The sequence below is a fragment of the Mesorhizobium sp. LMG 17147 genome (assembly GCF_024297145.1).
Lineage (GTDB): Bacteria > Pseudomonadota > Alphaproteobacteria > Rhizobiales > Rhizobiaceae > Mesorhizobium.
The window spans coordinates 93,022-115,275 of sequence record NZ_JANCTC010000005.1 but is presented as its reverse complement, the minus strand read 5'-3'; the positions used below and the strand labels follow the sequence as shown (position 1 = coordinate 115,275).

Here is a 22,254-nt window from a genome sequence, read left to right as displayed (position 1 = left end):
TTCAGCCGGGCCGCCTGACAAATTCGTGAAATCCCTCACGTCGGCCGGGTTGGTCCTTTGCAACGACCAGCGCCAGTTGGCGCTCGTCGAAGAGTTCGAACCATTCATCCCATTCGACCAGTTCATAGCCGCCGGCGTTGACCGGACGTTCGGGCTCATCCTGGTCCTGATAGGCGTGCTGGCCGAAGACCAGCCTCAGCATGGGCTGCGTTCCGGCTTCGGGCGACACGTCGACGATCGCCGGAAAGCCGGCGCGCGCCGCCGCCCATGAGCGAATTGCATCGTGATCGGTCAACATGATCGTGTCGGCCATCGGAGCGTCTCCTGGTTGCCGTCGTGAAACGCCGCTCGCCGTTCGCGGTTCCGCCCAGCGGCTGCGTCGACGCACCTGTCGTATATTCGCTTTCGCTTAACCGCTTGTTTGGGCTTCCGCTCTAACGTCTCCGGAGGGAAGCGAGGGGAAATTACAGCGCTTGGACACCGGCCTGCTCATAGCGCTGCTCAATCCAGGCATCGCCCTCACGCTCGGAGCGGCATTTCTCGTGCTGTGGTTCTATCAGCGCCACCGTTCCTATCTGGCTGTGCTGGCGGCGGGCTATTCGGCCTCGGCCGCAGGCTTCCTGCTCCAGTATTTCACGCTGCCTGTCGGTATGGCGCCCACCAAGCTCATCTCGATCCTGTGCTTCACCTTTGCCGCTTGCTGTCTCGCCGGCGCGGTCATTGCGCGCTATGGGCGGCGCGTGCCTTACACGGCGGTCGGCATTCTGGCCTGCGGCGGACTGGCCGCGTTCTCGTGGTTTCTTTTTGCCCGGCCGGATCTCACCTGGCGCATCCTTGCCGTCAATTTCAGCTTCGGCGGCATCAGCCTGGTTGTTGCCGCCGAGTTGCGCGCGGTGCGCAACAACGGCCCGACAGAAATGGTCCTGTTTGTGCTGTCGCTGCTTTCCGGCATGAACTTCCTGGCGCGGACCCTTGCCGTCGTCATCGCGCATGGGCCGTTCACCAGCTATGAAGGGCTTTACACCTCGTCCTATTGGACGACGGCGCTGCTGTCGCATGCATTGCTGTCGCTGCTTATTGCACTTTGCCTGTTCGGCGCCGCCGCGCTCGATGTGATGAAGACCCTGAAGACCGAAACCCTGACAGACCCGCTGTCGGGCCTGCTCAACCGCCGCGGCTTCGAGGAGCGCGCCACGCTGGTGCTGCAGCACTGTGCCACGGCCCGATTGCCGGTTACGCTGGTGCTGGCCGATCTCGATCATTTCAAGGCACTCAACGATCAGCATGGCCACGCGGCCGGCGATCGCGTCATCGTCGATTTCGCCGCCAAGCTTCTGTCGGCTGCAGGTACGCGCGGCGTTGCCGGCCGCATCGGCGGCGAAGAGTTCGCCGTGCTGCTGCCGCTCAGCGACCTTGGCGCGGCAAGACTGTATGCCGAAACCGTTCGCACGCTCTATTCGGCGGGCCGAATCGACGGGCTTCCGCCCGAGACAAGAGTTACCGCGAGCTTCGGCGTGGCCGCCCGCACCAGCGACGAAGGGCTAGACCCGCTGATGCGCCGCGCCGACGAAGCGCTCTACAAAGCCAAGAGGAATGGCCGCGACAGCGTGTGCCTGTCCTATCAGCGGCCTGAAACGGTCGTCCTTCCCAATCGGACCAGTGCTGGCTGAGCATCAGCGGCGGCTTCGAATTAACGTCTTTTTCGCGCGTTGGTGATCTGCTGTTCGGGGGAGTGCCAAAACGCCATGGGCAGCGCTAATTTCATCCTGCTGATCAACCTGTTCGTTGCCGGGCTGCTGGCGGCGGCCTTCATGACGATCGCGGTCTATGACGCCGGCCGGGTGTCGGCGCGCTGGCTAGCGTTCGGCTATGTGCTCGGCATGGCTTATTTCGCGATCGAGTTCAGCATTCCTGCCTTCGACAATGCGCGCCCCGTAGTTGTCCCCGCCTTTGCCGCTTTCCTTGCTGCTACCATCGCCTTCAATGGCGGGCTTGCCCATAAATACCGCGTTTCGCCGCCTTGGCCGCCGATGCTGCTCTTCCTGGTCTTCGCCACCCTCGCGGTCTACTTCGTCCAGGATCTGCCACGCCAATCCTTTGTGCGAATGGCGGCCTACCAGCTTCCCTATGCGGCCATGCAATTCACCGGGCTGGCGATCGTCCTGTCGTCCAGGCAAAGACGCGAGCGGCTCGACTATATGCTGATGGCTGTCCTGGCGGCCAGCACCTTGCAATTCACCAGCAAACCCTTCATCGCCCATGCGCTTGGTGGCTGGGGCGCCAACCCGCAATCTTATGCGCAGACCAGCTATGCGTTGGTGTCGCAGTCTGTCGGCACCGTGTTCGGCCTGGCGCTTGCGCTGGTGACATTGGCTATCCTGGTCCGCGACGTGCTCGCCGAGGCGACGTCGAAATCGGAAACCGACACGCTTTCGCGGCTGCTCAACCGTGGCGGCTTCGAGCGCCATGCCGAGATCGCACTGCGTGATGCCATGCGGCGCGCCGTTCCAGCGGCACTGGTCATTGCCGATCTCGACCATTTCAAGCGCATCAACGATACTTACGGCCACGCGTCGGGCGATCGGGTCATCGAGGCCTTTGCCGGTTTTCTCCGCGATGCCGCGGCCGACCATCATGTCGCCGGACGCATCGGCGGCGAGGAATTCGCTATTTTCCTGCCGGGGACCAATCTAGCCGCCGCCCGGCTCTTTGCCGAGGGCACGCGCAGCGCCTTCGGTGCCACGCCGATCGACTGCCTGCCCGCGAATCACCGCTGCAGCGCCAGCTTCGGCGTTGCCGAGCTTGGTCCGGGCGAAAGCTTTTCCGACCTGCTGCGGCGCGCCGACAAAGCGCTCTATCAGGCGAAGGGCAGCGGCCGCGATTGCGTGCGTGTCTCGGTGGGGCCGGCTGTTGCCCTGCCGGCGCCGTCAACCAAGGGCGGCGTGGCCGTCAGCGGCAGGGGCTGAGCTCCGGCATTTCGCCGTCGGAGAGGCCGTACATATAGCTGCGGCCCTTGACGAAAACCGGCGGCCTGTAGCAGTCGCCGCCGCGGACATCGTCCGATTCGTTTTCGTAGATCACGTCGGGCTGGCCGGCGCCGGTGTAGTCGGACAACTCCTTGGCCAGCTTGCCCTCGCCAACGAGGATACGCTTGTAGCCGGCGGCGCTTTCGATGACGAGATTGCCGAAGGAATCGGCATAGACGCGGTCATGATGGCGCGCCCCGGCGAATGCCGGTGCGACGACGCCGAAGGCGAGCGCCGCCAGTAGGAACCAGGGAAGGCGCGATCCTGCTGAATTCGAATGCATGGCGTGCTGCTCCATTGCTGAGAGGCAAGCCTCCTCGAATCAGAAATTAACCTTTTATTAACCTTTGTTAAGAGGGCAACCGCAGCCGGGGCGAGGTCTCGCAAAATATGGTTAATACCCGATCGCCCGCCGGCCATCATTCGGCCATGCCTTGTTCCCACGATCGCCGGCATCGGGCGCGACTCAAAAAGCATGAAAATCCGGGGGGCTCGATGCGCGGGGGAAAGCAGCATGAGATTACACCGCAGGTTTCGGGTGGCGCTGGCCATTCCGCCGCTACTGGCGGCCGCCGCCTGCGCGCCGCAGACCAGCGCGCCCAAGCTTGGCAATACGGCCGCCGCTTCCGTGTCGCTTGCTCCCGCCGCCAGCGAACCGACGGCACCGCAGCCGCGCATTGCTACTTACAACTGCGCCGACGGTAGCGTGATGACCATCGAGAACCTTGGCACGTCGGTGCGCGTGCTCGGCCAGGACGGCACCAGTGCCGAGCTGCCGGCCTCACCGGCCAATCAGACCAGCCGTTACGGCGAGGCGCATGACGCAATCGTGATCGACGGGCGTGACGCGCTGGTGATGAAGGGCGGTGCCTCACCGCTGGCCTGCAAGCGCTGATCCGCCCCCCTGTGGCAGCCATATTTTGCAGTGCAGCGACATTGTGCCGGCTCAAGGCGACAGTCCTAATCGATTGAAGCTGAAAGCCTCGCTTTCATCAGACTAAATTACGTTTTCGAAACGGTTTTCCGGCTTTGACGCGGTGCAAAAAGAGCATTAGAAACCGGCTGTCCGAAGTCGCAACCGGAAGCGGCAATGCCGCATTCCCACCTGAGGCTCCAGAGACGCCGAACTGGGGGAGCCATGAGCAAATCACCAGCCACCCGCGAATTTGCCAGACGTGAACGGCCGCTTTCGCCGCACCTGACCGTCTATCGGCCGCCGATCACCATGACGATGTCGATCGTCCACCGCATCACCGGCGGGGCGCTGTATTTCGGCACGCTGCTGGTCGCGCTGTGGCTGATGGCGGCGGCGAGTTCGGAGGCGACCTTCAATGCCGTCAACTGGGCCTTCGGCTCGTGGCTGGGAAGGCTGGTGCTGTTCGGCTACAGCTGGGCGCTGATGCACCACATGCTGGGCGGTGTGCGCCATCTGATCTGGGACACTGGGGCAGGGCTGGAAAAGCATACCGCGTCGAGGATCGCCTGGGCGACGCTGGCCGGCTCGGTCACGCTGACGCTGCTGATCTGGATCGCCGGCTACATGGCGCGGGGGAGCGTGACATGAGCGGCAAAAACACCGACATGCGCACGCCGCTGGCCAAGGTCCGCGGCCTCGGTTCCGCCCGCGAGGGCACCGGCCATTTCTGGCGCCAGCGGCTGACGGCGATCTCCAACATCCCGCTGGTCCTGTTCTTCGTCGGCTTCCTGATCGCACTCAACGGCGCCAGCTATATCGAGGTGCGCGCCGCACTTGCCAATCCATTCGTGGCACTGGTGCTGGCGCTGGTGCTGCTGTCGGTGCTCTACCACATGCGGCTCGGCATGCAGGCAATCATCGAAGACTATGTGCATGGCGAAGGCGCCAGGCTGGCGCTGCTCGCCCTCAACACATTCTTTCCCGTAATCGTCGGCGTCGCTTCGGTCTTCGCCCTGCTTAAACTGGCATTTGGAGGCTGAGTTTTGGCCAAGGACGCGAAGAACGCCAACACGGCTTCCGCCTATAGCTATGTCGACCACAAATTCGACGTCGTGGTCGTCGGCGCCGGCGGCGCCGGCCTGCGGGCCACGCTCGGCATGGCCGAGCAGGGCCTGCGCACCGCCTGCATCACCAAGGTGTTCCCGACGCGCTCGCATACGGTCGCGGCGCAGGGCGGCATTGCCGCCTCGCTCGCCAATATGGGTCCCGACAACTGGCAGTGGCATCTCTTCGACACCGTCAAAGGCTCGGATTGGCTGGGCGACACCGACGCGCAGGAATACATGGTGCGCGAAGCGCCGGCGGCAGTCTACGAGCTCGAGCACTACGGCGTCCCCTTCAGCCGCACCGAGGACGGGAAAATCTACCAGCGGCCGTTCGGCGGCATGATGATGAATTTCGGCGAGGGGCCGCCGGTGCAGCGCACCTGCGCGGCCGCCGACCGCACCGGCCACGCCATGCTGCACACGCTCTACGGCCAGTCGCTGAAGCACAATGCGCAGTTCTTCATCGAGTATTTCGCGCTCGACCTGATCATGGAGCCGGACGGCACCTGCACCGGCGTCGTCGCCTGGAACCTCGACGACGGCACCATCCACCGCTTTTCGGCGAAAATGGTGGTGCTGGCGACCGGCGGCTATGGCCGCGCTTATTTCTCGGCCACCTCGGCGCATACCTGCACCGGCGATGGCGGCGGCATGGCCGCACGCGCAGGGCTGCCGCTGCAGGACATGGAGTTCGTGCAGTTCCACCCGACGGGCATCTACGGCGCCGGCTGCCTGATCACCGAGGGCGCGCGCGGCGAGGGCGGCTATCTCGTCAATTCCGAGGGCGAGCGCTTCATGGAACGCTACGCGCCGTCAGCCAAGGATCTGGCTTCGCGCGACGTGGTCTCGCGCTGTATGACGCTGGAGATCAGGGAGGGCCGCGGCGTCGGCCCGAAGAAGGATCATATCTTCCTGCACCTCGACCATCTCGACCCGGCCGTTCTGCACGAGAGGCTCCCGGGTATTTCGGAATCGGCAAAGATCTTTGCCGGCGTCGACCTGACCAAGGAGCCGATCCCGGTGCTGCCGACGGTCCATTACAATATGGGCGGCGTGCCGACCAATTACTGGGGCGAAGTGCTCAACCCTACTGCCTTGAACCCGGACCAGGTGTCGCCCGGGCTGATGGCGGTCGGCGAGGCCGGCTGCGCCTCGGTGCACGGCGCCAACCGGCTGGGCTCGAACTCGCTGATCGACCTGGTGGTGTTCGGCCGTGCGGCGGCAATCCGGGCCGGCCAGGTGATCGACCGGACATCGGCGATCCCTTCGCCCAACGAGGCCGCCGTCGAAAAGATCATGGACCGCTTCGACCGGCTGCGTCACGCCAACGGCTCGACGCCGACAGCGGTTTTGCGCGAAAAAATGCAGAAGGCGATGCAGGAGGACGCGGCGGTGTTCCGCACCCAGGAATCGCTGGAAAGCGGCTGCAGGCGCATTTCGCAGCTTTGGGGCGAGCTCAAGGACGTCAAGGTGTTTGACCGCTCGATGATCTGGAACTCCGACCTGGTCGAGACGCTGGAGCTGGAAAATCTGATGGCCAACGCCATCACCACCGTCTACGGCGCCGAGGCGCGCAAGGAAAGCCGCGGCGCGCACGCGCGGGAGGACTTTTCGGCCCGCGACGACGCCAACTGGCGCAAGCATACGCTGGCCCGGCTCAACGAGGCCGGCGAGGTGGCGCTCAGCTACCGGCCGGTGCACACCGAGACGCTGCTCAAGGAGGCAGACGGCGGCATCAATCCGGCCAAGATTGCGCCGAAGGCCAGGGTGTATTGATGGTGGCGCTGGCGGTTGCAGGATATTCCGGCACGCCCCGTCCGGCCAAGCTCGGCCTGAAGGACGGGATGATTGCCGCCTTCATCGCCTTGCCGCCTGAACTCGACGATCTGGCCGAGGCCGTCGATTTCGCCCATGTCGACCGGCTGGCCGACTGGTCGAAGATTTCAAATGCTGCATTGAAATACGATGCCGTTCACGCCTTCACCAGACAGCGTGCAGAGATCGAGGACCGTCTCGCCGATGTCGAAGCGGCGATCAAGCGCGACGGCATGGTCTGGGTGTCCTGGCCGAAAAAGGCGTCGAAAGTGCCGACCGACGTCACCGAGGACGTTATCCGCGCCGAGGCGCTGAAACTCGACCTCGTCGACGTCAAGGTCGCCGCCGTGAACGAGATCTGGTCCGGGCTGAAGCTCGTCATCCGAAAGGACCTGAGGTAATGGTCGAACTCACGCTTCCGAAAAACTCGAAAATCATGGCCGGAAAAACCTGGCCGAAGCCGGAGGGTGCCACCAATCTGCGCGAATACCGCATCTACCGCTGGTCGCCGGACGATGACGAGAACCCGCGCATGGATACATATTTCGTCGACATGGACGATTGCGGGCCGATGGTGCTCGACGCGCTGCTCTGGATCAAGAATAAGATCGACCCGACGCTGACGCTGCGCCGCTCCTGCCGCGAAGGCATTTGCGGGTCCTGCGCCATGAACATCGACGGGTCGAACACGCTCGCCTGCACCAAGGGCTGCGACGACATTTCCGGCGCGGTCAAGGTCTATCCGCTGCCGCATATGGCCGTGGTCAAGGACCTCGTGCCCGACCTCACCAATTTCTACGCCCAGCACGCCTCGATCGAACCCTGGCTGAAGACGGTGTCGCCCGAGCCGGCCAAGGAATGGCTGCAAAGCCACGAGGACCGCGAAAAGCTCGACGGGCTCTACGAGTGCATATTGTGCGCCTGCTGCTCGACCTCCTGCCCGAGCTACTGGTGGAACGGCGATCGCTATCTCGGCCCGGCGACGCTTCTGCAGGCCTATCGCTGGCTGATCGATTCCAGGGACGAGGCGACGGGCGAGCGGCTCGACAATCTCGAAGACCCGTTCCGGCTCTATCGCTGCCACACCATCATGAACTGCGCCCAGACCTGCCCCAAGGGGCTCAACCCGGCCAAGGCGATCGCCGAGATCAAGAAGATGATGGTGGAGCGACGGGTATAAGGGGGCTGGCGGCGTTGCCGATCGTGTTGTCCGTAGCGATCCTTCGCGCCCCCCTCTGTCCTGCCGGACATCTCCCCCGCAACGGGGGAGATTGGCCGTCATCTTGGCTTTCGCTAATCTCCACCATTGCAAGAATGGACGCACAGCGTTGAAGCTGCCGATCTCCCCCCTTGCGGGGGAGATGTCCGGCAGGACAGAGGGGGGTGCTGTCCCTCCGGCCTCAGAAGGATAGCCGATCCAATGACCGACTCCGACCTTCCCGTCCTCTCGCCCATCGAAGCGCGCGTCCTCGGCAGCCTGATCGAGAAGAAGGAACTGACGCCGGACGTCTATCCGCTGACGCTCAATGCAGCACATGCGGCGGCCAACCAGAAAACGGCGCGCGAGCCGGTAATGTCGGTCGAGCTTGCCGAGGTCAGACGGGCGCTTGGCCAGCTCGAGCAGAAGGGCCTCGTCAGGCAGGTGTTCGCGTCGCGCGTCGAGCGCTATGAGCATGTCGTGGCGCAGCGCTTTTCCCTGACCTCGGCGCAGATCGCGCTGCTCGGCCTGTTGTTGCTGCGCGGCCCGCAGACGGCCTATGAATTGCTGGCGCGAAGCGAGCGCCTGGCGCGGTTGCCGTCGATCGACGAGCTTCGCGGCAATCTCGATCTGCTGATCGGCCGAAGGCCGCCGCTGGTGCAGCAGATCGATCGCGGCCCCGGCCAGCGCGAGGATCGCTATGTCCATCTGCTCAGCGGGCCGGTGCAGCTGTCGACTGCAGCAGCGCCCCTGCAATCGTCCTCGCCGGCCTCGGATCTGGAGACGCGCGTGCAGGCCCTCGAGGAGGAGGTCGCGGCATTGCGCGCCCGCCTGGATGCGCTGACCGGCGATGGGCGATAAGGATTTTCGAGACGTTGGCGGACAGCGCCCTCAAGGTGACATGTTCGTTGCCGCTTTCGATCGGCTAGCGCTGCCTCTCACCCGCCTACCGGCGTCCTCTCCCCGTATAGTGACGGGGAGAGGACGTTCTCATCGACGGTTTCGCCCAATAGTTAGCGTAGCAAGAAGGGTGCCGCGGCTGGGGCCAGCTTCTTTCTCCCCTTCACTATACGGGGAGAAATGCCCGGTGGACGGGTGAGGGGCAGCGCCGGCCTCAACAATTGGGGTCCATCTGTCTGAACCGATTGCCCCGAACCTCGCCCCTCAGCCGAGTCTGGCGTCGAGCGATACCTTGATGGCGCCGAGCGCCTTCGAGACCGGGCATCCGCCCTTGGCTTTTTCGGCTAGTTCCTGGAATTTGGCGGCATCGATGCCCGGTACCTTGCCGACCAGCGTGATCGCGCTGCCGGTGATGCCGGTGCCGGGGACCAGTGTCACCACGGCCTTGGCGTCGAGCTCGGTAGCCGGAGTGCCGTTCTCGGCAAGAAGATGCGCAAGTTGCATGGCAAAGCAGCCGGCATGGGCGGCGGCGATCAGCTCTTCCGGGTTGGTGCCGGATTTGCCGCTCTCGTCCTCGAAACGCATCTTGGCAGAATAGGGCGTGCCTTTCAGCGTCCCGCTCTGGGTATCGAGCGTGCCTTTGCCTTCCTTGAAACTGCCTTTCCAAACGGCGTTGGCGGTGCGGTCCATCAATTCCTCCTTGATTGTCGTGATTGAGCCCGTAGTCGGCGTCCGGTCGACTATAGCGCGCGCCGGAGCGAAGGCCACCCACGCTTTCGTATCGGCGGCAGCGTGACACACCATGTTCGAGCGAAAAAAATTCGAAAAAATACGCGTGCAAAAATGTCGACTTCCATCTGTCCCGGCCGTCCTGCGGGCGGCCATGGAATTGGTGGCCGGATGGAGGACCACATGAACAATCTGTTTTCTGCTCACTGGACAAGCACCAGCCACATGGCCGGTGAACAACAAGCCGACTGGTCGCGCCTGCCGCCTTCCGGCTTCGGCCGGCTGCTTGCGGCGATTGCCATTATCGGCATTGCGGTGTCCTTTCTCGATTATGCAGCGGCCAAAGGCCCGGCCAATGTTTCCGTAGCCTCGTCCTACGGTCCAACCCAGGAATGGAGGTAAAGATGAAATACGTTTGCCTGGTCTATGGTGAAGAAAAAGATCTCTACGCAATGACGCCTGCGAGGCTGGCCAAGCTCGACGCCGATTCGCTGGCCTATGACAGGTCGGTGGCGCAAAGCGGCCGCCTGATCATCGCGCAGGCGCTGCAATCGGTGAAGACATCGAAGACCGTGCGCCGGCGCCAGGGCAAGCGGCTGGTCACTGACGGCCCCTTCGCCGAGACCAAGGAGCAGCTGCTCGGTTTCGTCATGATCGAGGCCGGGGATCTCGAGGAGGCGCTGGAGATCGCCGGCGGCATTCCGCTAGCCGAAATCGGCACGATCGAGGTGCGGGCGATCTACAACGTGCCGGGGTCGTAGGGATGTCCCGATACGATCCTTGGCAAAGTGATGGCGGCCGATGACTGGCGCAGGCTTTCGTTTTCTTCGATCGATGCAACTTTTGCGTGTTGAAGCGAAGCAATACTTCTCCTATCGTCGCCCGAGATTGGGGATCTTGGGGTATGCATATATTGATTGCTGCAATCGGCCTGCTTGGGGCAGCGGCGTTCTGGTGGTACCGGCTGAAGATCATGAACGACGCGGCGCGTGAGGTTGCCGACGTCGTTGGCCGCGTCCAGGGCAATATCCGCCGCAAGAAGCTGCGCAAGCAGGCGGCGCTCTCGCCGCTGACGGCGATCGACGATCCGGTCGTCGCGGCCGCGACGCTGATCACCGCGATTGTTTCCGAGCATGGTCCTGTGCTGCCGCAACGCGAAGCCGCCATTCGATCGGCGATCTCGGAGATCGCCGACAAAAAGCAGACCGATGAAGCCGTGATCTACGCCAAATGGGCGGCATCGCAAAGCGACGACGCCACGGTCGTCATCGACAAGCTGGCACCGTTTCTGCGCGAACGGCTCGACGCAGCTGAAAGGAACGATCTGCTGCGAATGGTCAGCCGTGCGGCGGAAGCTGGTGGACAAAACCTGCCGATTCCCGACCAGCGCATGCTTCGGCTGCGCCAGAAGCTAGGCTTTGAGGTCAACTGACCGAACGCTAGTAAAACGCGCGCGCTTGCCGGCCCTAGATCGCCTCGCCCTTCAACAGTTTCGGCGTGTCGCCGGACAGACCCGACGCCTGGCGGATGAAGAACCCCTTCAGCCGCGGCATGCGCTCGACAAGGCCGAGGCCGATGTCGCGCAAAGTGCGCAGCGGGCCGAAATCGTTGGAAAACAGCCGGTTCAGCACATCGGTGGTGATGCCCATCTGCACCGTGTCGAAACGCCGCCATTGCTGGTAGCGCTCAAGCACGTCCAGCGCGCCGATGTCCTGGCCGAGCCGGTCGGCCTCAACCACCACTTCGGCCAGCGCCGCCACGTCCTTGAAGCCGAGATTCAGGCCCTGGCCGGCGATCGGGTGGATGCCGTGGGCGGCGTCGCCGGCCAAGGCGATGCGCGGCGCGACGAAGGCGCGCGCAATGATCAGCCCAAGCGGCCAGGCACGCGGCTTGTCGGCGATATGGATTTCGCCGAGTTTCAGGCCAAAGCGCTGCTCGAGCTCATATTCCAGGACCAGGGTGTCGCCACCGACCAGCTTGTCGGCATCCTGCGACCGTTCGACCCAGACGATCGACGAGCGGTTGGTGCCGTCCTTGCCCGGCTTGAGCGGCAGCGTGGCAAACGGGCCTGCGGGAAGGAAATGCTCTTCGGCGCGGCCGTTGTGCGGCCGCTCATGCGCCACCGTGCAGACGATGCCGGACTGGCCATACTCCCATTTCACCGTCTTGATGCCGGCCATGTCGCGCAGCTTCGAATTGACGCCGTCGGCGGCAACCAGCAGCCGCGCCTTCAGCGTCGCGCCGTCGGCAAGATGCACGGTTATGCCGGCGCCGTTGATGTCGAAGGCGCTGACGGCGACGCCTTCGATGATGCCGATGCCGAGTTGTTCGGCGCGCCGGCGCAAGGCGCCGTTCAAATCCTTGTTGGCGACCATATGCGCGAAGGGTTCGCCGGGCGCGACCTCGCCATCGAAAGTGAGGAACACCGGGCGGACCGGATCGGATGTGCGCGAATCAGTGACGATCATTTCGGTGATCGCCTGCGCCTCCGGCGCGATCTCGTTCCAGACGCCGAGCTGGTCGAGCATGCGGCACGCGGCGGCGGCAATCGCCGAGGCGCGGCCGTCCTTCCGCCAGACCCCGGCGGGTGCTGCATCGACGACGGCAACGGCAAGGCTCGGCCGCGCCTGCTTCAGCGATACGGCGGCGGCCAGGCCGACATAGCCGGCGCCGGCGACAAGAACGTCGAGCGAATTCTTGCTGTCCACCATCGCAATTCCTTTCGCAGCCTGACCGTCGCCGGGCTTTCCGCCCTTGACTGCCCGCTGTTCCTGTCGGAAACCGCCATGGTAATTTTGCGGCGAGGTCAAGATGACGGCAGCCATGGACGAGCTTCTCGGCATTCTCGACCTCGAGCAGCTGGAACACAACCTGTATCGTGGTCGCAGCCCCAAGCTCGACTGGCAGCGCATCTTCGGCGGCCAGACCATCGCCCAGGCGCTGGTCGCCGCACAGCGAACGGTTGAGCCCGAGCGCTATGTGCACTCACTGCATGGCTATTTCATGCGGCCGGGCGACACCAAGGTGCCGATCATCTACGAGGTCGACCGTATCCGTGACGGCGGCTCCTTCACCACGCGCCGCGTCGTGGCGATCCAGCACGGCCAGGCGATCTTTTCGCTGGAAGCCTCGTTCCAGCAGGATGAGGTCGGCCTGGAACATCAGGTGCCGATGCCGCAGGACGTGCCGGCGCCCGACACGTTGCTGTCGCAACGCGAATTGCTGGGCAAGTTCGGCGAAGCGGTGCCCGAGGGCATCAAGCGCTATTGGGAGCGCGACCGGCCGATCGAGATGAAGCCGGTGATGCTGAAGCATTATACCAGCCGGGAAAAGCTCGAGCCGAAGCAGAACATCTGGATCCGCACCACCGGTCCGGTGCCGGCCGATCGCGCCACGCAGGCGGCTGTGCTCGCTTACCTCTCCGACATGACGCTGCTTGACACCTCAACCTTTGCCCATGGCCGCGCCATTTTCGATCGCGATATCCAGGCAGCCAGCCTCGACCATGCCATGTGGTTCCACCGCAGCCACCCGCTCGACGACTGGATGCTGTACACGCAAGACAGCCCGTCGACGCAAGGATCGCGCGGTTTTACCCGCGGCTCGCTGTTTGCCCGCGACGGCACGTTGATCGCCTCGGTTGCCCAAGAAGGACTCATCCGGCTGAGGCGACCGCCTGCGGAGTAGGCATTTTTCGAAATTTGCCTATTTTTTAATCATATGCGTTGCCGCGACTGTGAACAGGCAGCCGGCAAACCTTCCCGATTTCGTTGTTTAACAACAGCTTAACACCCTGCTTCGGCAATTGGCACAGAGCTTGAATCCTAGCGGGCACTCTCCGGCTCTCATGGGGATCGGCGAAGTCGTGCAAAACGCGGGGACCCGCAACAGCAAAGGGTGAAACCTTATGAAGATCGTGATGGCAATCATAAAGCCGTTCAAGCTCGACGAGGTGCGCGAGGCGCTCACCGCGGTCGGCATCCAGGGCCTGACCGTCACCGAAGTAAAAGGCTACGGACGCCAGAAGGGGCACACGGAAATCTATCGCGGGGCGGAATACGCGGTCAGCTTCCTGCCGAAGATCAAGATCGAAGTCGCGGTCGCCGTCGACATGGTCGACAGGGCTGTCGAAGCCATCACCGCCGCGGCCAAGACCGGCCAGATCGGCGACGGCAAGATCTTCGTTTTCGGCATCGACCAGGCGGTGCGCATTCGCACCGGCGAAACAGACACCGACGCGCTTTGAGCCGCCGATACGTATTCCAATGGAGAGTTCAATGAATATTCCTTCCACCTTGAAGATAACGGGACGCGCGGCCGTTTTGGGCTCGCTCGCTCTCGCTGCACTGGGCACGGTTGCTGCGTTCGCGCAGGAAGCGGCACCGGCAGCACCGGCTGCCCCAGCGCCCGCGCTCGACACCGGCAACACCGCCTGGATGCTGACCTCGACGGCGCTGGTGCTGATGATGACCATACCGGGCCTGGCGCTGTTTTATGGCGGCATGGTGCGCAAGAAGAACGTGCTCGCCACCATCATGCAGAGCTTTGCCATCACCTGCCTGGTGACGGTGCTGTGGTTCATGTTCGGCTACTCGCTGGCCTTCTCGGATGGCGGCGGCATGAATGCCTATCTCGGCGGCTTCTCGAAGTTCTTCCACAACGGCATCACCACCTCGTCGCTGTGGCTGCCGGGCGTGGCGAACATCCCTGAGTTCGTCTTCTCGATGTTCCAGATGACCTTCGCCATCATCACGCCGGCGCTGATTGCCGGCGCCTTCGCCGAACGCATGAAGTTCTCGGCGCTGCTCATCTTCATGGGGGCGTGGCTGCTGGTGGTCTATGCCCCGATCGCGCACTGGGTGTGGGGCGGCGGCTTCCTCGGCACAGCCGGCGTTCTCGATTTCGCCGGCGGCACTGTCGTTCATATCAATGCCGGTGTTGCCGGCCTGGTCTGCGCGCTGGTTCTCGGCAAGCGTGAAGGCTACGGCACCACCAACATGGCGCCGCACAACCTCGTCTACTCCGTAATCGGTGCTTCGCTGCTGTGGGTCGGCTGGTTCGGCTTCAACGCCGGTTCGGAACTGGCCGCCGACGGCCTTGCCGGCGCCGCGATGCTGAACACCCAGGTTGCCGCTGCCGCTGCGGCGCTCGCCTGGATGTTCGCCGAATGGATCGTCGCCAAGAAGCCGAGCGTTCTCGGCATCATCTCGGGCGCCGTCGCTGGCCTGGTCGCGGTGACGCCGGCTTCCGGCTTCGTCAATCCGACCGGCGCCTTCATCGTCGGCATCGTCGCCGGCGTGCTGTGCTACGTCTCGGCCGTCAAGCTCAAGCACGCGTTCGGCTATGACGACTCGCTCGATGCATTCGGCGTGCACGGCATCGGCGGCATCATCGGCGCATTGCTGACCGGCGTGCTCGCCGATCCGGCGATCAACAGCCTCGGCTCAGGCGCCTCCGTCGGCAAGCAGCTCTACGGTATCGTCTTCACCATCCTGTGGACGGCGATCGCGAGTTTCGTGATCCTCTACATCGTCAAGGCGCTGGTCGGCCTGCGTCCTTCCACCCAGGAAGAGGTCGAAGGCCTCGACATCAGCCAGCACGGCGAAGTGGTGGCGTAAAGGCATTGGCCGGCATCGGCGTTTTGCCGGTGCCGGGAAGATCCCGTCGTGACGCTCCCGAAAGGACTCACGCCTTGAGGCCCGGAAACCTTCCGGGCCTCTTTTTTGCGCGCGGATGGCCGTGATGGCTCGATCGCGGTCGCTTGATCAAGGGTGCTCGATCCGCCGGCGGCGTGAAACATCGGCCGCGGCGGCTCCGAACTGTGGTGGCGGTCGTCATGTTCGAATGGGACGTCAGGCATGACATCTTGCGCCCGTCCCTGAGACGCAGATTGCCCATGGTTAATGCGCCCTTAACCTTCCCGCCGCTAGTCTGACAGCCGAATCTGCCGTGTTGCGCGTCCGCGCCCGGCCGGGCAACGACAGACGAGGAAGAGCATGCGTTCAGGGGCTTCAGCACCGCTTGCGCTGGCCGATACGGGGCACGGCATCCGGGCGTTCGCAAGGCGCCAGGTCGGGCGGCTGGTCGGTGCCGGGCTGTTTGCTCTGGTTGGCTTCGGCGTCGCCGCCCTTGCCACCTGGAACGTCGCCGATCCGAGCTTTTCGCACGCCACCGATAATATCGTCACCAATGCAATGGGTTATGCGGGCGCCGTCTTTTCCGACATCGCCATGCAGTTCTTCGGGCTTGCCGCCGTTGCGGCACTGGTGCCGGCGGTGATCTGGGGATTTCTGCTGTTTACCGCGCGCGGCGTCGACAGGCTGCCGAAACGGGCGCTCGCCTGGTTCGGGTTTTCGCTGCTTGGCGCGGCAATCGCCGGCTGCGTGGTGCCGCCCAAGACCTGGCCGCTGCCGACCGGCCTCGGCGGCGTATTCGGCGATATGGTGCTCAATATCCCAGGCCTCATCATCGGCGGCTATCCGACCGGCCTCGTCGCCAGCGTGCTCGCCGTGCTCCTGGCAGCGCCGGCGCTGTGGGTATTCTTGTATGGCTCGGCGCTGATTTCGCGCAAGAACGGCTTTGCCGTCCTCGAACAGCCTGCAGTGCCCGATCCGCAGGACGACCTGCTTTTCGACAATGAAGAGGACGAGGGCGACGAAGGCATATTGGCGCTTGGCGCCATCACCCACTGGTGGCTGTCGCTGCGGGCCTACCTGCGCCGCCGCGCCGCGCGTCGGCGCGAGCGCGACGATTTCGAACCGGAGATGGAACCGCGCCCCAGCGCTTGGCGGCGGGCGGCCGAACGGGTCGAATCGGCCGAGTTCGCCGAGGCGCGGATGAGCCCGGGCGGGCGCGCCCGCGTCGAGCCGGAATTCTTCGCCGCCATGGTCAACGACCGCAGTGCCTCGATCGACCCCGACGATGCCGACGTCTTCGACAACGACGACAATGACGACATGGATTTCGCGCCCGAGCCGGCCGGCCAGCGCCGCGCCGCGCCGACGGCAAAGGTGCAGAACTTCCGCTCCGACGCGGCGACGCGCGTCGAGGCGCCGGCGCCGCGGCCGGCACCAGGCGCCCGCGTCCAGCGCGAGGCGCAGACGTCGCTGATCGGCTCGGAGAAATTCGAGATGCCGTCGCTGCATTTCCTGTCGGAACCGAAGAACGTGGTGCGCGACGCAAGCCTGTCCAAGGACGCGCTGGAGCAGAACGCCCGCCTGCTCGAGGGCGTGCTGGAGGATTTCGGCGTCAAAGGCGAAATCATCCATGTGCGTCCGGGTCCGGTCGTCACGCTCTACGAGTTGGAACCGGCGCCCGGCATCAAATCGTCGCGGGTCATCGGCCTGTCCGACGACATTGCCCGCTCGATGAGCGCCATCGCCTGCCGTGTCGCCGTGGTGCCGGGCCGCAACGCCATCGGCATCGAATTGCCGAACGCCAGGCGCGAGACCGTCTATTTGCGCGAGATCATGGCCAGCCGCGATTTCGAGACCACCAAGGCCAAGCTGGCGCTGGCGCTGGGCAAGACCATCAATGGCGAGGCGGTGATCGTCGACATCGCCAAAATGCCGCACGTGCTGGTCGCCGGTACCACCGGCTCGGGCAAGTCCGTCGCCATCAACACCATGATCCTGTCGCTGCTCTATCGGCTGACGCCGCAGGACTGCCGGCTGATCATGATCGATCCAAAGATGCTGGAACTCTCGGTCTATGACGGCATCCCGCATCTTCTGACGCCGGTGGTCACCGATCCGAAGAAGGCGGTGGTGGCGCTGAAATGGACCGTGCGCGAGATGGAGGACCGCTACCGCAAGATGTCGAAGGTCGGCGTTCGCAACATCGACGGTTTCAACGCGCGCGTGCAGCAGGCCGAGAAAAAGGGCGAAAGGATTTCCCGCACCGTGCAGACCGGCTTCGACCGCCAGACCGGCGAAGCGATCTACGAGACGGAGAACCTCGACCTCGAGCCGATGCCCTACATCGTCGTCATCATCGACGAGATGGCCGATTTGATGATGGTCGCCGGCAAGGACATCGAAGGCGCGGTGCAGCGCCTGGCGCAGATGGCGCGCGCCGCCGGCATCCATGTCATTATGGCAACGCAGCGGCCGTCGGTCGACGTCATCACCGGCACCATCAAGGCGAATTTCCCGACCCGCATCTCGTTCCAGGTGACATCGAAGATCGACAGCCGCACCATCCTGGGCGAGCAGGGCGCCGAACAGCTGCTCGGCATGGGCGATATGCTCTACATGGCCGGCGGCGGCCGCATCCAGCGCGTGCACGGTCCCTTCGTCTCCGACGACGAGGTGGAGAAGATCGTCGCGCATCTGAAGCTGCAGGGCGTGCCGGAATATCTCGACGCCATCACGGAGGACGACGACAAGGATGACGACGAGCCGACGGGCAAAGGCAGTGGCGGCGGCGACGGCGGTAATTTCGAGGATTCCGACGATCCCTACGACCAGGCGGTTGCGGTGGTGCTGCGCGACGGCAAGGCCTCGACCAGCTACATCCAGCGCCGGCTCGGCATTGGCTACAACCGCGCCGCCTCGATCATCGAGAAGATGGAGAAGGAAGGCATTGTCGGCCCGGCCAACCATGCCGGAAAACGCGAAATCCTGGTGCCGACGGAGGACGACAAGTTCTAGAGCACATCCGCGCCGGCAACTTTGAACCTTTTGGCGCGTTGCAACGATGAGCGCCGTGCGGCCCGCCAAACTTAAGCCCAACTGGGGGGCCAGACCAATATAACGAGCAAGCAATCAGATGATGGTGACCGGCATGAAAAACGCAACTCTCGCCCCAAAAAGGGATTTCGCCCCAACCCGCCGGCAGGTGCTCGGCCTCGGTCTGGTCCTGGCCGGTGCGGCGGCCGCCAATGTCGTGCCCGGCTTCCAGCTGCTGGCGTCGGCGCAAGCAGCGGTTCCGGCGACGGCGCAGAAGATCGCCGATCATTTCTCCTCGGTCAAATCGATGAGCGGCGAGTTCGTGCAGTTCGGGCCCAAGGGCGAGCAGACCGGCGGCAAGTTCTTTCTGGAACGGCCGGGCAAGATCCGCTTCAATTATGACGGCGCCTCGAATTTCAGGGTGATTTCCGACGGCAAGTCGGTGGTCATCCTCAACAAGAAACTGCGGACCTCCGACCTCTATCCGCTGTCGAAGACGCCGCTGAAGCTGCTGCTCGACGACAAGATCGATCTGTCGGGCGGGCGCGTCAGAAGCGTCAAGGAAGAAAACGATCTCACCACCATCCAGCTTGCCGACAAATCGGTGTTCGGCAATTCGAAGATCACCATGATGTTCGATCCGAAATCCTATGAATTGCGGCAGTGGACCATCACCGATGCGCAGGGCAAGGACACAACGGTGATGATCTTCAACACCAAGGAGGGCGTCAGCTTCGCCCCCGACACCTTCGCCATCGATTATACGGCGAACCGCGAGCTGAACACCAAGACGCGGTAACTTTCTACTGCTGCGGGATGGCTTTTCCGCGTTGGTGCGGGCGGCTTGTTTTTGCGGTGCGCGGCTGGCAGTAGTTTCCGCGATTGACTTCCGTCGGAGCCATCCGGCGGATCTTGCGTTGTCCGGAACCCCACATGCCGTTTTCCGTCGCTACCTGGAACATCAACTCCGTTCGACTGCGCATGCCGATCGTCGAGCGCCTGCTGGTCGAGCAGGCGCCGGACATGCTCTGCCTGCAGGAAACCAAGGTTCCGGACGAATTGTTTCCGGAGAAGGCGTTCCGCAAGCTCGGCTACGAGCACATCGCCTTCCATGGCCAGAAGGGCTATCACGGCGTTGCGACCATAGCGCGCCGTCCGATCGAGGTGGTCGAAAAGCGCCGCTTCTGCGAGATCGACGACAGCCGGCATCTGTCGGTCACCGTCAAGGCCGGCGGCAAAACGATCCTGCTGCACAATTTCTACGTTCCGGCCGGCGGCGATGAGCCCGACCCGGCCGTTAACCGAAAGTTCAAGCACAAGCTCGATTTCGTTGCCGAGATGAACGCCGTGCGGGCCGAGCATGACGAGCACTCCGGCTCGATCCTGGTCGGCGACCTCAACATCGCGCCGCTCGAGCACGATGTCTGGTCGCACAAGCAACTCCTCAATGTCGTCAGCCATACGCCGGTCGAGACGGAAAATTTCGAGGCGATGCGGCTCTCCGGCGACTGGGTCGACCTGATGCGGCTCAATGTGCCCTATGAGGAGAAACTCTACACCTGGTGGAGCTATCGCGCCCAGGATTGGCAGGCCTCAAATCGTGGCCGCCGCCTCGACCATATCTGGTCGTCGCCAAACCTTGTGCCGCATTTTGCCGGCTACGAAATCCTGCGGCTGGCACGCGGCTGGGAACGGCCCTCGGACCACGTGCCGGTGATCGGGCGTTTCAACCTCGATTAGCTTTGTCTCGCCTTAACAACTCAACGAAACCTGAAGCTATCCGCGATGTAGTCGGGACGGGCGTTGAGCGCGGCGAAAACGTTGTCCAGGTCTGGAGCCCCCGCCAATATGCCCGACAGGACCAGCGTCGTCGCGACGCCGACGCCGTTGCCGCCGGCGATGTCGTGCTCGACGCTGTCGCCGACGCAGACCACGCTGTCGCGCTCCGGGTGACCCGCCAGTGCCAGCGCTGCCTCGAATATCTGCGGATTGGGCTTGCCGATGCGCGCCACGCTGCCGCCGAGGCTCTCATAGAGATCGGCGAGCCGGCCGGCGCCGAAGCGAGGGCCGACGGCAGTCAGCATGATCTTGTCGGGATTGGTGCAGAAGCATGGCACCCGGCGCGCGGCCGCCGGACCAAGAAGCCGGCGATAATGGTCGAGGTCGTAGCGATCGCCCTCGCTGGCGGAAATCAGCACCAGTTCTGCATCGTCGCCGTCCTTGGCCAGGACGAAGGGCAGGCCGTCGACAGCCGAACGGTCATTGTCGCGGCGGATCAGCAGGCATTTTGTCTGCGGGCGCAGGGCTCCGGATGCCGCCATTTGATGGAAGGAGCGCCACGCCACCTCGCCGGAGGAGACAAAGTGATCCCAGCTTCCCGGTTCGAAGCCGAGCTTCAGCAGGCGGTGCTCATTGGGTTGCGCCCGCTTGCCGGAATTCGAGATCAGCACGATGGTCTTGCCGGCACGCTTGAGTGCCGACAAGGCCTCGACAGCGCCTGGATAGGCGCTGGTGCCGTCGTGCAGCACACCAAATTGGTCGAGCAGGAATACCTGATAGCGCTCGGCCAGCGCGGCGATGCCGTCGAGGTGCTGAATTGCCTTGGCCGTCATAGAAGCCCCGCTGCGCTAGCGCCCATCAGCGCCAGCCGCGCCGTGCCGGCGGCGGCCTCCTCCGAAAGAGCCGGCACGAGAGCGACGCCAAGCTTGCGCTGCCGGATTGCCGTCCAGGCCGGATTGGCCGCTCCGCCGCCGACGCTCCTGACCGATGTCAGCCGGGGTGCGCCGAGTTCGGCAAGCCGGCGATAGCCGAGCGCTTCGATCGCCGCAATACCCTCAAGCATCGCTTTCAAATAATCGGCGTCGTCGGCGGGCCGCGGCTCGAGGCGCGGCGGCAAGGCTGGATCGGCTATGGGGAAGCGTTCGCCCGGCGCCGGCAGCGGGTAATAGTCGAGACTGGTCTCGGTCGCCGGGTCGATTTTTTTGCTGAGTTCGACAATGCGGGCGACGGGGAAATGCTGGGCCAGAACCTTGCCGCCGGAGTTCGAGGCGCCGCCCGCCAGGTAGGTGTCACCCAGCCGATGGCTGTAGATGCCGAATTGCGGCGCCGAGATCGGCCGGTCGGAGAGAATCTTGATGGTCAGCGATGAGCCGAGCGCAGTGACGCCGTCGCCCGCCGCCGTCGCGCCGGTTGCCAGGAACGACGCACAGCCATCGGTGGTGCCGGCGACCACGACCACGTCACGCGACAGGCCGAACATTTTCGCGGCGCTGGCGGTGAGCGTACCCGTGACATCGCCCGGCCGCACGACGCCAGGCAGCAATTCCATGCGCATTCCGGTGGCCGCGATCCAGTCCGGCCAGCGGCGGGTTTCGACATCGTAGCCGGTTTTCAATGCGTTGTTTTCGTCGCTGCCATCGAAGCGGCCGGAGAACTGTCCGGCGATCCAGTCGGCCTGGTGCAGCACAGCGGCGACGCCGGGCAGGTGCTGGAAAGACAGCGCCTTGGCGAGACCGGAGGTCGCCCCGAGTGCAGCGCTCGTTGCCGGTGCCGCGCCGGCTATTTCACTCAGAATAGTGTCGTCAGCGACCTTGTCGTTGTACATCAGCGGTTCGGCCAGCGGCCGCCCGGCGCCGTCGACCGGCAGCAGCGTGCCCGACGTACCGTCGACGGCGATCGAGCGCACTGCCGCGCGATCGATACACTTGAGCAGTTCCGCCAACGTCGCGCCGACGGCCTCCCACCAGATGGCGGGGTCGCGGCCGTTCGGCCCAAATCGCTCGAGGGCAATAGCGGAATGCGCGGCAATGGAAAAGTCCGGGCGCATGGCGACGGCGCGCGCGCCGGATGTACCGATGTCGATGCCGATGGCAAGCGGGCCAGACGAACGCGGCAT

24 protein-coding genes are annotated in these 22,254 nt (G+C 64.0%); 18 read left to right on the top strand and 6 right to left on the bottom strand.

Annotated elements, in window-relative coordinates; translation table 11 throughout:
• Nucleotide 1: 1 nt before the first annotated feature.
• Nucleotides 2–313 carry a hypothetical protein gene (locus NMG46_RS11895; protein ID WP_254817831.1) on the bottom strand — a complete coding sequence of 104 codons (312 nt, stop codon included), beginning with the start codon at nucleotides 311–313 and terminating at the stop codon, nucleotides 2–4.
• 160 nt (nucleotides 314–473) lie between these two features.
• On the opposite strand from NMG46_RS11895, the gene NMG46_RS11890 reads away from it, so the two are divergent.
• Both NMG46_RS11890 and NMG46_RS11885 read left to right on the top strand, forming a co-directional pair.
• Nucleotides 474–1,670 carry a diguanylate cyclase gene (locus tag NMG46_RS11890; RefSeq protein WP_254817830.1) on the top strand — a complete coding sequence of 399 codons (1,197 nt, stop codon included), beginning with the start codon at nucleotides 474–476 and terminating at the stop codon, nucleotides 1,668–1,670.
• Between the two features lie 75 nt (nucleotides 1,671–1,745).
• Nucleotides 1,746–2,966 (top strand): GGDEF domain-containing protein, encoded by a 1,221-nt coding sequence (locus NMG46_RS11885; RefSeq protein ID WP_254817829.1) that lies wholly within the window; start codon nucleotides 1,746–1,748, stop codon nucleotides 2,964–2,966.
• Here NMG46_RS11885 and NMG46_RS11880 read toward each other — a convergent pair.
• Complete coding sequence (locus NMG46_RS11880; RefSeq protein WP_254817828.1) at nucleotides 2,950–3,309, bottom strand: hypothetical protein; 360 nt, start codon at nucleotides 3,307–3,309, stop codon at nucleotides 2,950–2,952. The two genes, NMG46_RS11885 and NMG46_RS11880, sit on opposite strands and share 17 nt — an antisense overlap.
• Before the next feature lie 231 nt (nucleotides 3,310–3,540).
• On the opposite strand from NMG46_RS11880, the gene NMG46_RS11875 reads away from it, so the two are divergent.
• The 7 genes from NMG46_RS11875 (at nucleotide 3,541) to NMG46_RS11845 (ending at nucleotide 8,922) form a co-directional block, all read left to right on the top strand.
• On the top strand, nucleotides 3,541–3,921 hold the full coding sequence (locus tag NMG46_RS11875) for a hypothetical protein (protein WP_254817827.1): 381 nt from the start codon (nucleotides 3,541–3,543) through the stop codon (nucleotides 3,919–3,921).
• Between the two features lie 243 nt (nucleotides 3,922–4,164).
• Nucleotides 4,165–4,590: a succinate dehydrogenase, cytochrome b556 subunit gene (sdhC, locus tag NMG46_RS11870; RefSeq protein WP_254817826.1), complete on the top strand. Its 426-nt coding sequence runs from the start codon at nucleotides 4,165–4,167 to the stop codon at nucleotides 4,588–4,590.
• The gene (gene sdhD, locus NMG46_RS11865) at nucleotides 4,587–4,982 is read left to right on the top strand and encodes a succinate dehydrogenase, hydrophobic membrane anchor protein (protein WP_254817825.1); all 396 of its coding nucleotides are present in this window, start codon (nucleotides 4,587–4,589) and stop codon (nucleotides 4,980–4,982) included. Before sdhC ends, sdhD begins: the two co-directional genes overlap by 4 nt.
• Before the next feature lie 3 nt (nucleotides 4,983–4,985).
• Nucleotides 4,986–6,824: a succinate dehydrogenase flavoprotein subunit gene (gene sdhA, locus NMG46_RS11860; RefSeq protein WP_254817824.1), complete on the top strand. Its 1,839-nt coding sequence runs from the start codon at nucleotides 4,986–4,988 to the stop codon at nucleotides 6,822–6,824.
• 2 nt (nucleotides 6,825–6,826) lie between these two features.
• Nucleotides 6,827–7,264, top strand: a complete 438-nt coding sequence (locus tag NMG46_RS11855) for a DUF3052 family protein (protein ID WP_254818070.1) — start codon at nucleotides 6,827–6,829, stop codon at nucleotides 7,262–7,264.
• A complete protein-coding gene (locus NMG46_RS11850; RefSeq protein WP_254817823.1) occupies nucleotides 7,264–8,043 on the top strand; it encodes a succinate dehydrogenase iron-sulfur subunit in 780 nt (259 codons plus the stop codon). Before NMG46_RS11855 ends, NMG46_RS11850 begins: the two co-directional genes overlap by 1 nt.
• 240 nt (nucleotides 8,044–8,283) lie before the next feature.
• The gene (locus NMG46_RS11845) at nucleotides 8,284–8,922 is read left to right on the top strand and encodes a YceH family protein (protein WP_254817822.1); all 639 of its coding nucleotides are present in this window, start codon (nucleotides 8,284–8,286) and stop codon (nucleotides 8,920–8,922) included.
• 303 nt (nucleotides 8,923–9,225) lie between these two features.
• Here the strand turns inward: NMG46_RS11845 and NMG46_RS11840 are convergent, their stop codons facing one another.
• A complete protein-coding gene (locus tag NMG46_RS11840; RefSeq protein ID WP_254817821.1) occupies nucleotides 9,226–9,651 on the bottom strand; it encodes an OsmC family protein in 426 nt (141 codons plus the stop codon).
• Between the two features lie 222 nt (nucleotides 9,652–9,873).
• Between NMG46_RS11840 and NMG46_RS11835 the strand changes: the two genes are divergently transcribed.
• The 3 genes from NMG46_RS11835 (at nucleotide 9,874) to NMG46_RS11825 (ending at nucleotide 11,122) form a co-directional block, all read left to right on the top strand.
• Complete coding sequence (locus NMG46_RS11835; protein ID WP_254817820.1) at nucleotides 9,874–10,092, top strand: hypothetical protein; 219 nt, start codon at nucleotides 9,874–9,876, stop codon at nucleotides 10,090–10,092.
• Between the two features lie 2 nt (nucleotides 10,093–10,094).
• Complete coding sequence (locus tag NMG46_RS11830) at nucleotides 10,095–10,451, top strand: YciI family protein (protein ID WP_254817819.1); 357 nt, start codon at nucleotides 10,095–10,097, stop codon at nucleotides 10,449–10,451.
• Nucleotides 10,452–10,594: 143 nt separating this feature from the next.
• Nucleotides 10,595–11,122, top strand: coding sequence for a hypothetical protein (locus NMG46_RS11825; protein ID WP_254817818.1), 528 nt, complete (start codon nucleotides 10,595–10,597; stop codon nucleotides 11,120–11,122).
• Between the two features lie 34 nt (nucleotides 11,123–11,156).
• On the opposite strand, the gene NMG46_RS11820 is transcribed toward NMG46_RS11825, so the two are convergent.
• Nucleotides 11,157–12,401 carry a ubiquinone biosynthesis hydroxylase gene (locus tag NMG46_RS11820; RefSeq protein ID WP_254818069.1) on the bottom strand — a complete coding sequence of 415 codons (1,245 nt, stop codon included), beginning with the start codon at nucleotides 12,399–12,401 and terminating at the stop codon, nucleotides 11,157–11,159.
• A 100-nt stretch (nucleotides 12,402–12,501) separates the two neighbouring features.
• Between NMG46_RS11820 and tesB the strand changes: the two genes are divergently transcribed.
• From tesB to NMG46_RS11790, 6 genes are all read left to right on the top strand, one after another.
• Nucleotides 12,502–13,377 carry an acyl-CoA thioesterase II gene (gene tesB, locus NMG46_RS11815; RefSeq protein ID WP_254817817.1) on the top strand — a complete coding sequence of 292 codons (876 nt, stop codon included), beginning with the start codon at nucleotides 12,502–12,504 and terminating at the stop codon, nucleotides 13,375–13,377.
• 220 nt (nucleotides 13,378–13,597) lie between these two features.
• Nucleotides 13,598–13,936, top strand: a complete 339-nt coding sequence (locus NMG46_RS11810) for a P-II family nitrogen regulator (protein ID WP_254817816.1) — start codon at nucleotides 13,598–13,600, stop codon at nucleotides 13,934–13,936.
• Between the two features lie 49 nt (nucleotides 13,937–13,985).
• The gene (locus tag NMG46_RS11805; protein ID WP_254818068.1) at nucleotides 13,986–15,308 is read left to right on the top strand and encodes an ammonium transporter; all 1,323 of its coding nucleotides are present in this window, start codon (nucleotides 13,986–13,988) and stop codon (nucleotides 15,306–15,308) included.
• A gap of 378 nt (nucleotides 15,309–15,686) precedes the next feature.
• Complete coding sequence (locus NMG46_RS11800) at nucleotides 15,687–18,341, top strand: DNA translocase FtsK (RefSeq protein WP_254817815.1); 2,655 nt, start codon at nucleotides 15,687–15,689, stop codon at nucleotides 18,339–18,341.
• Between the two features lie 133 nt (nucleotides 18,342–18,474).
• Nucleotides 18,475–19,158, top strand: coding sequence for an outer membrane lipoprotein carrier protein LolA (locus tag NMG46_RS11795; RefSeq protein WP_254817814.1), 684 nt, complete (start codon nucleotides 18,475–18,477; stop codon nucleotides 19,156–19,158).
• A 134-nt stretch (nucleotides 19,159–19,292) separates the two neighbouring features.
• Complete coding sequence (locus NMG46_RS11790) at nucleotides 19,293–20,099, top strand: exodeoxyribonuclease III (RefSeq protein WP_254817813.1); 807 nt, start codon at nucleotides 19,293–19,295, stop codon at nucleotides 20,097–20,099.
• Nucleotides 20,100–20,119: 20 nt separating this feature from the next.
• Here the strand turns inward: NMG46_RS11790 and NMG46_RS11785 are convergent, their stop codons facing one another.
• Together NMG46_RS11785 and NMG46_RS11780 are read right to left on the bottom strand one after the other, a co-directional pair.
• Nucleotides 20,120–20,971: a TIGR01459 family HAD-type hydrolase gene (locus tag NMG46_RS11785; RefSeq protein WP_254817812.1), complete on the bottom strand. Its 852-nt coding sequence runs from the start codon at nucleotides 20,969–20,971 to the stop codon at nucleotides 20,120–20,122.
• Nucleotides 20,968–22,254: an FGGY-family carbohydrate kinase gene (locus tag NMG46_RS11780; protein WP_254817811.1), complete on the bottom strand. Its 1,287-nt coding sequence runs from the start codon at nucleotides 22,252–22,254 to the stop codon at nucleotides 20,968–20,970. Before NMG46_RS11780 ends, NMG46_RS11785 begins: the two co-directional genes overlap by 4 nt.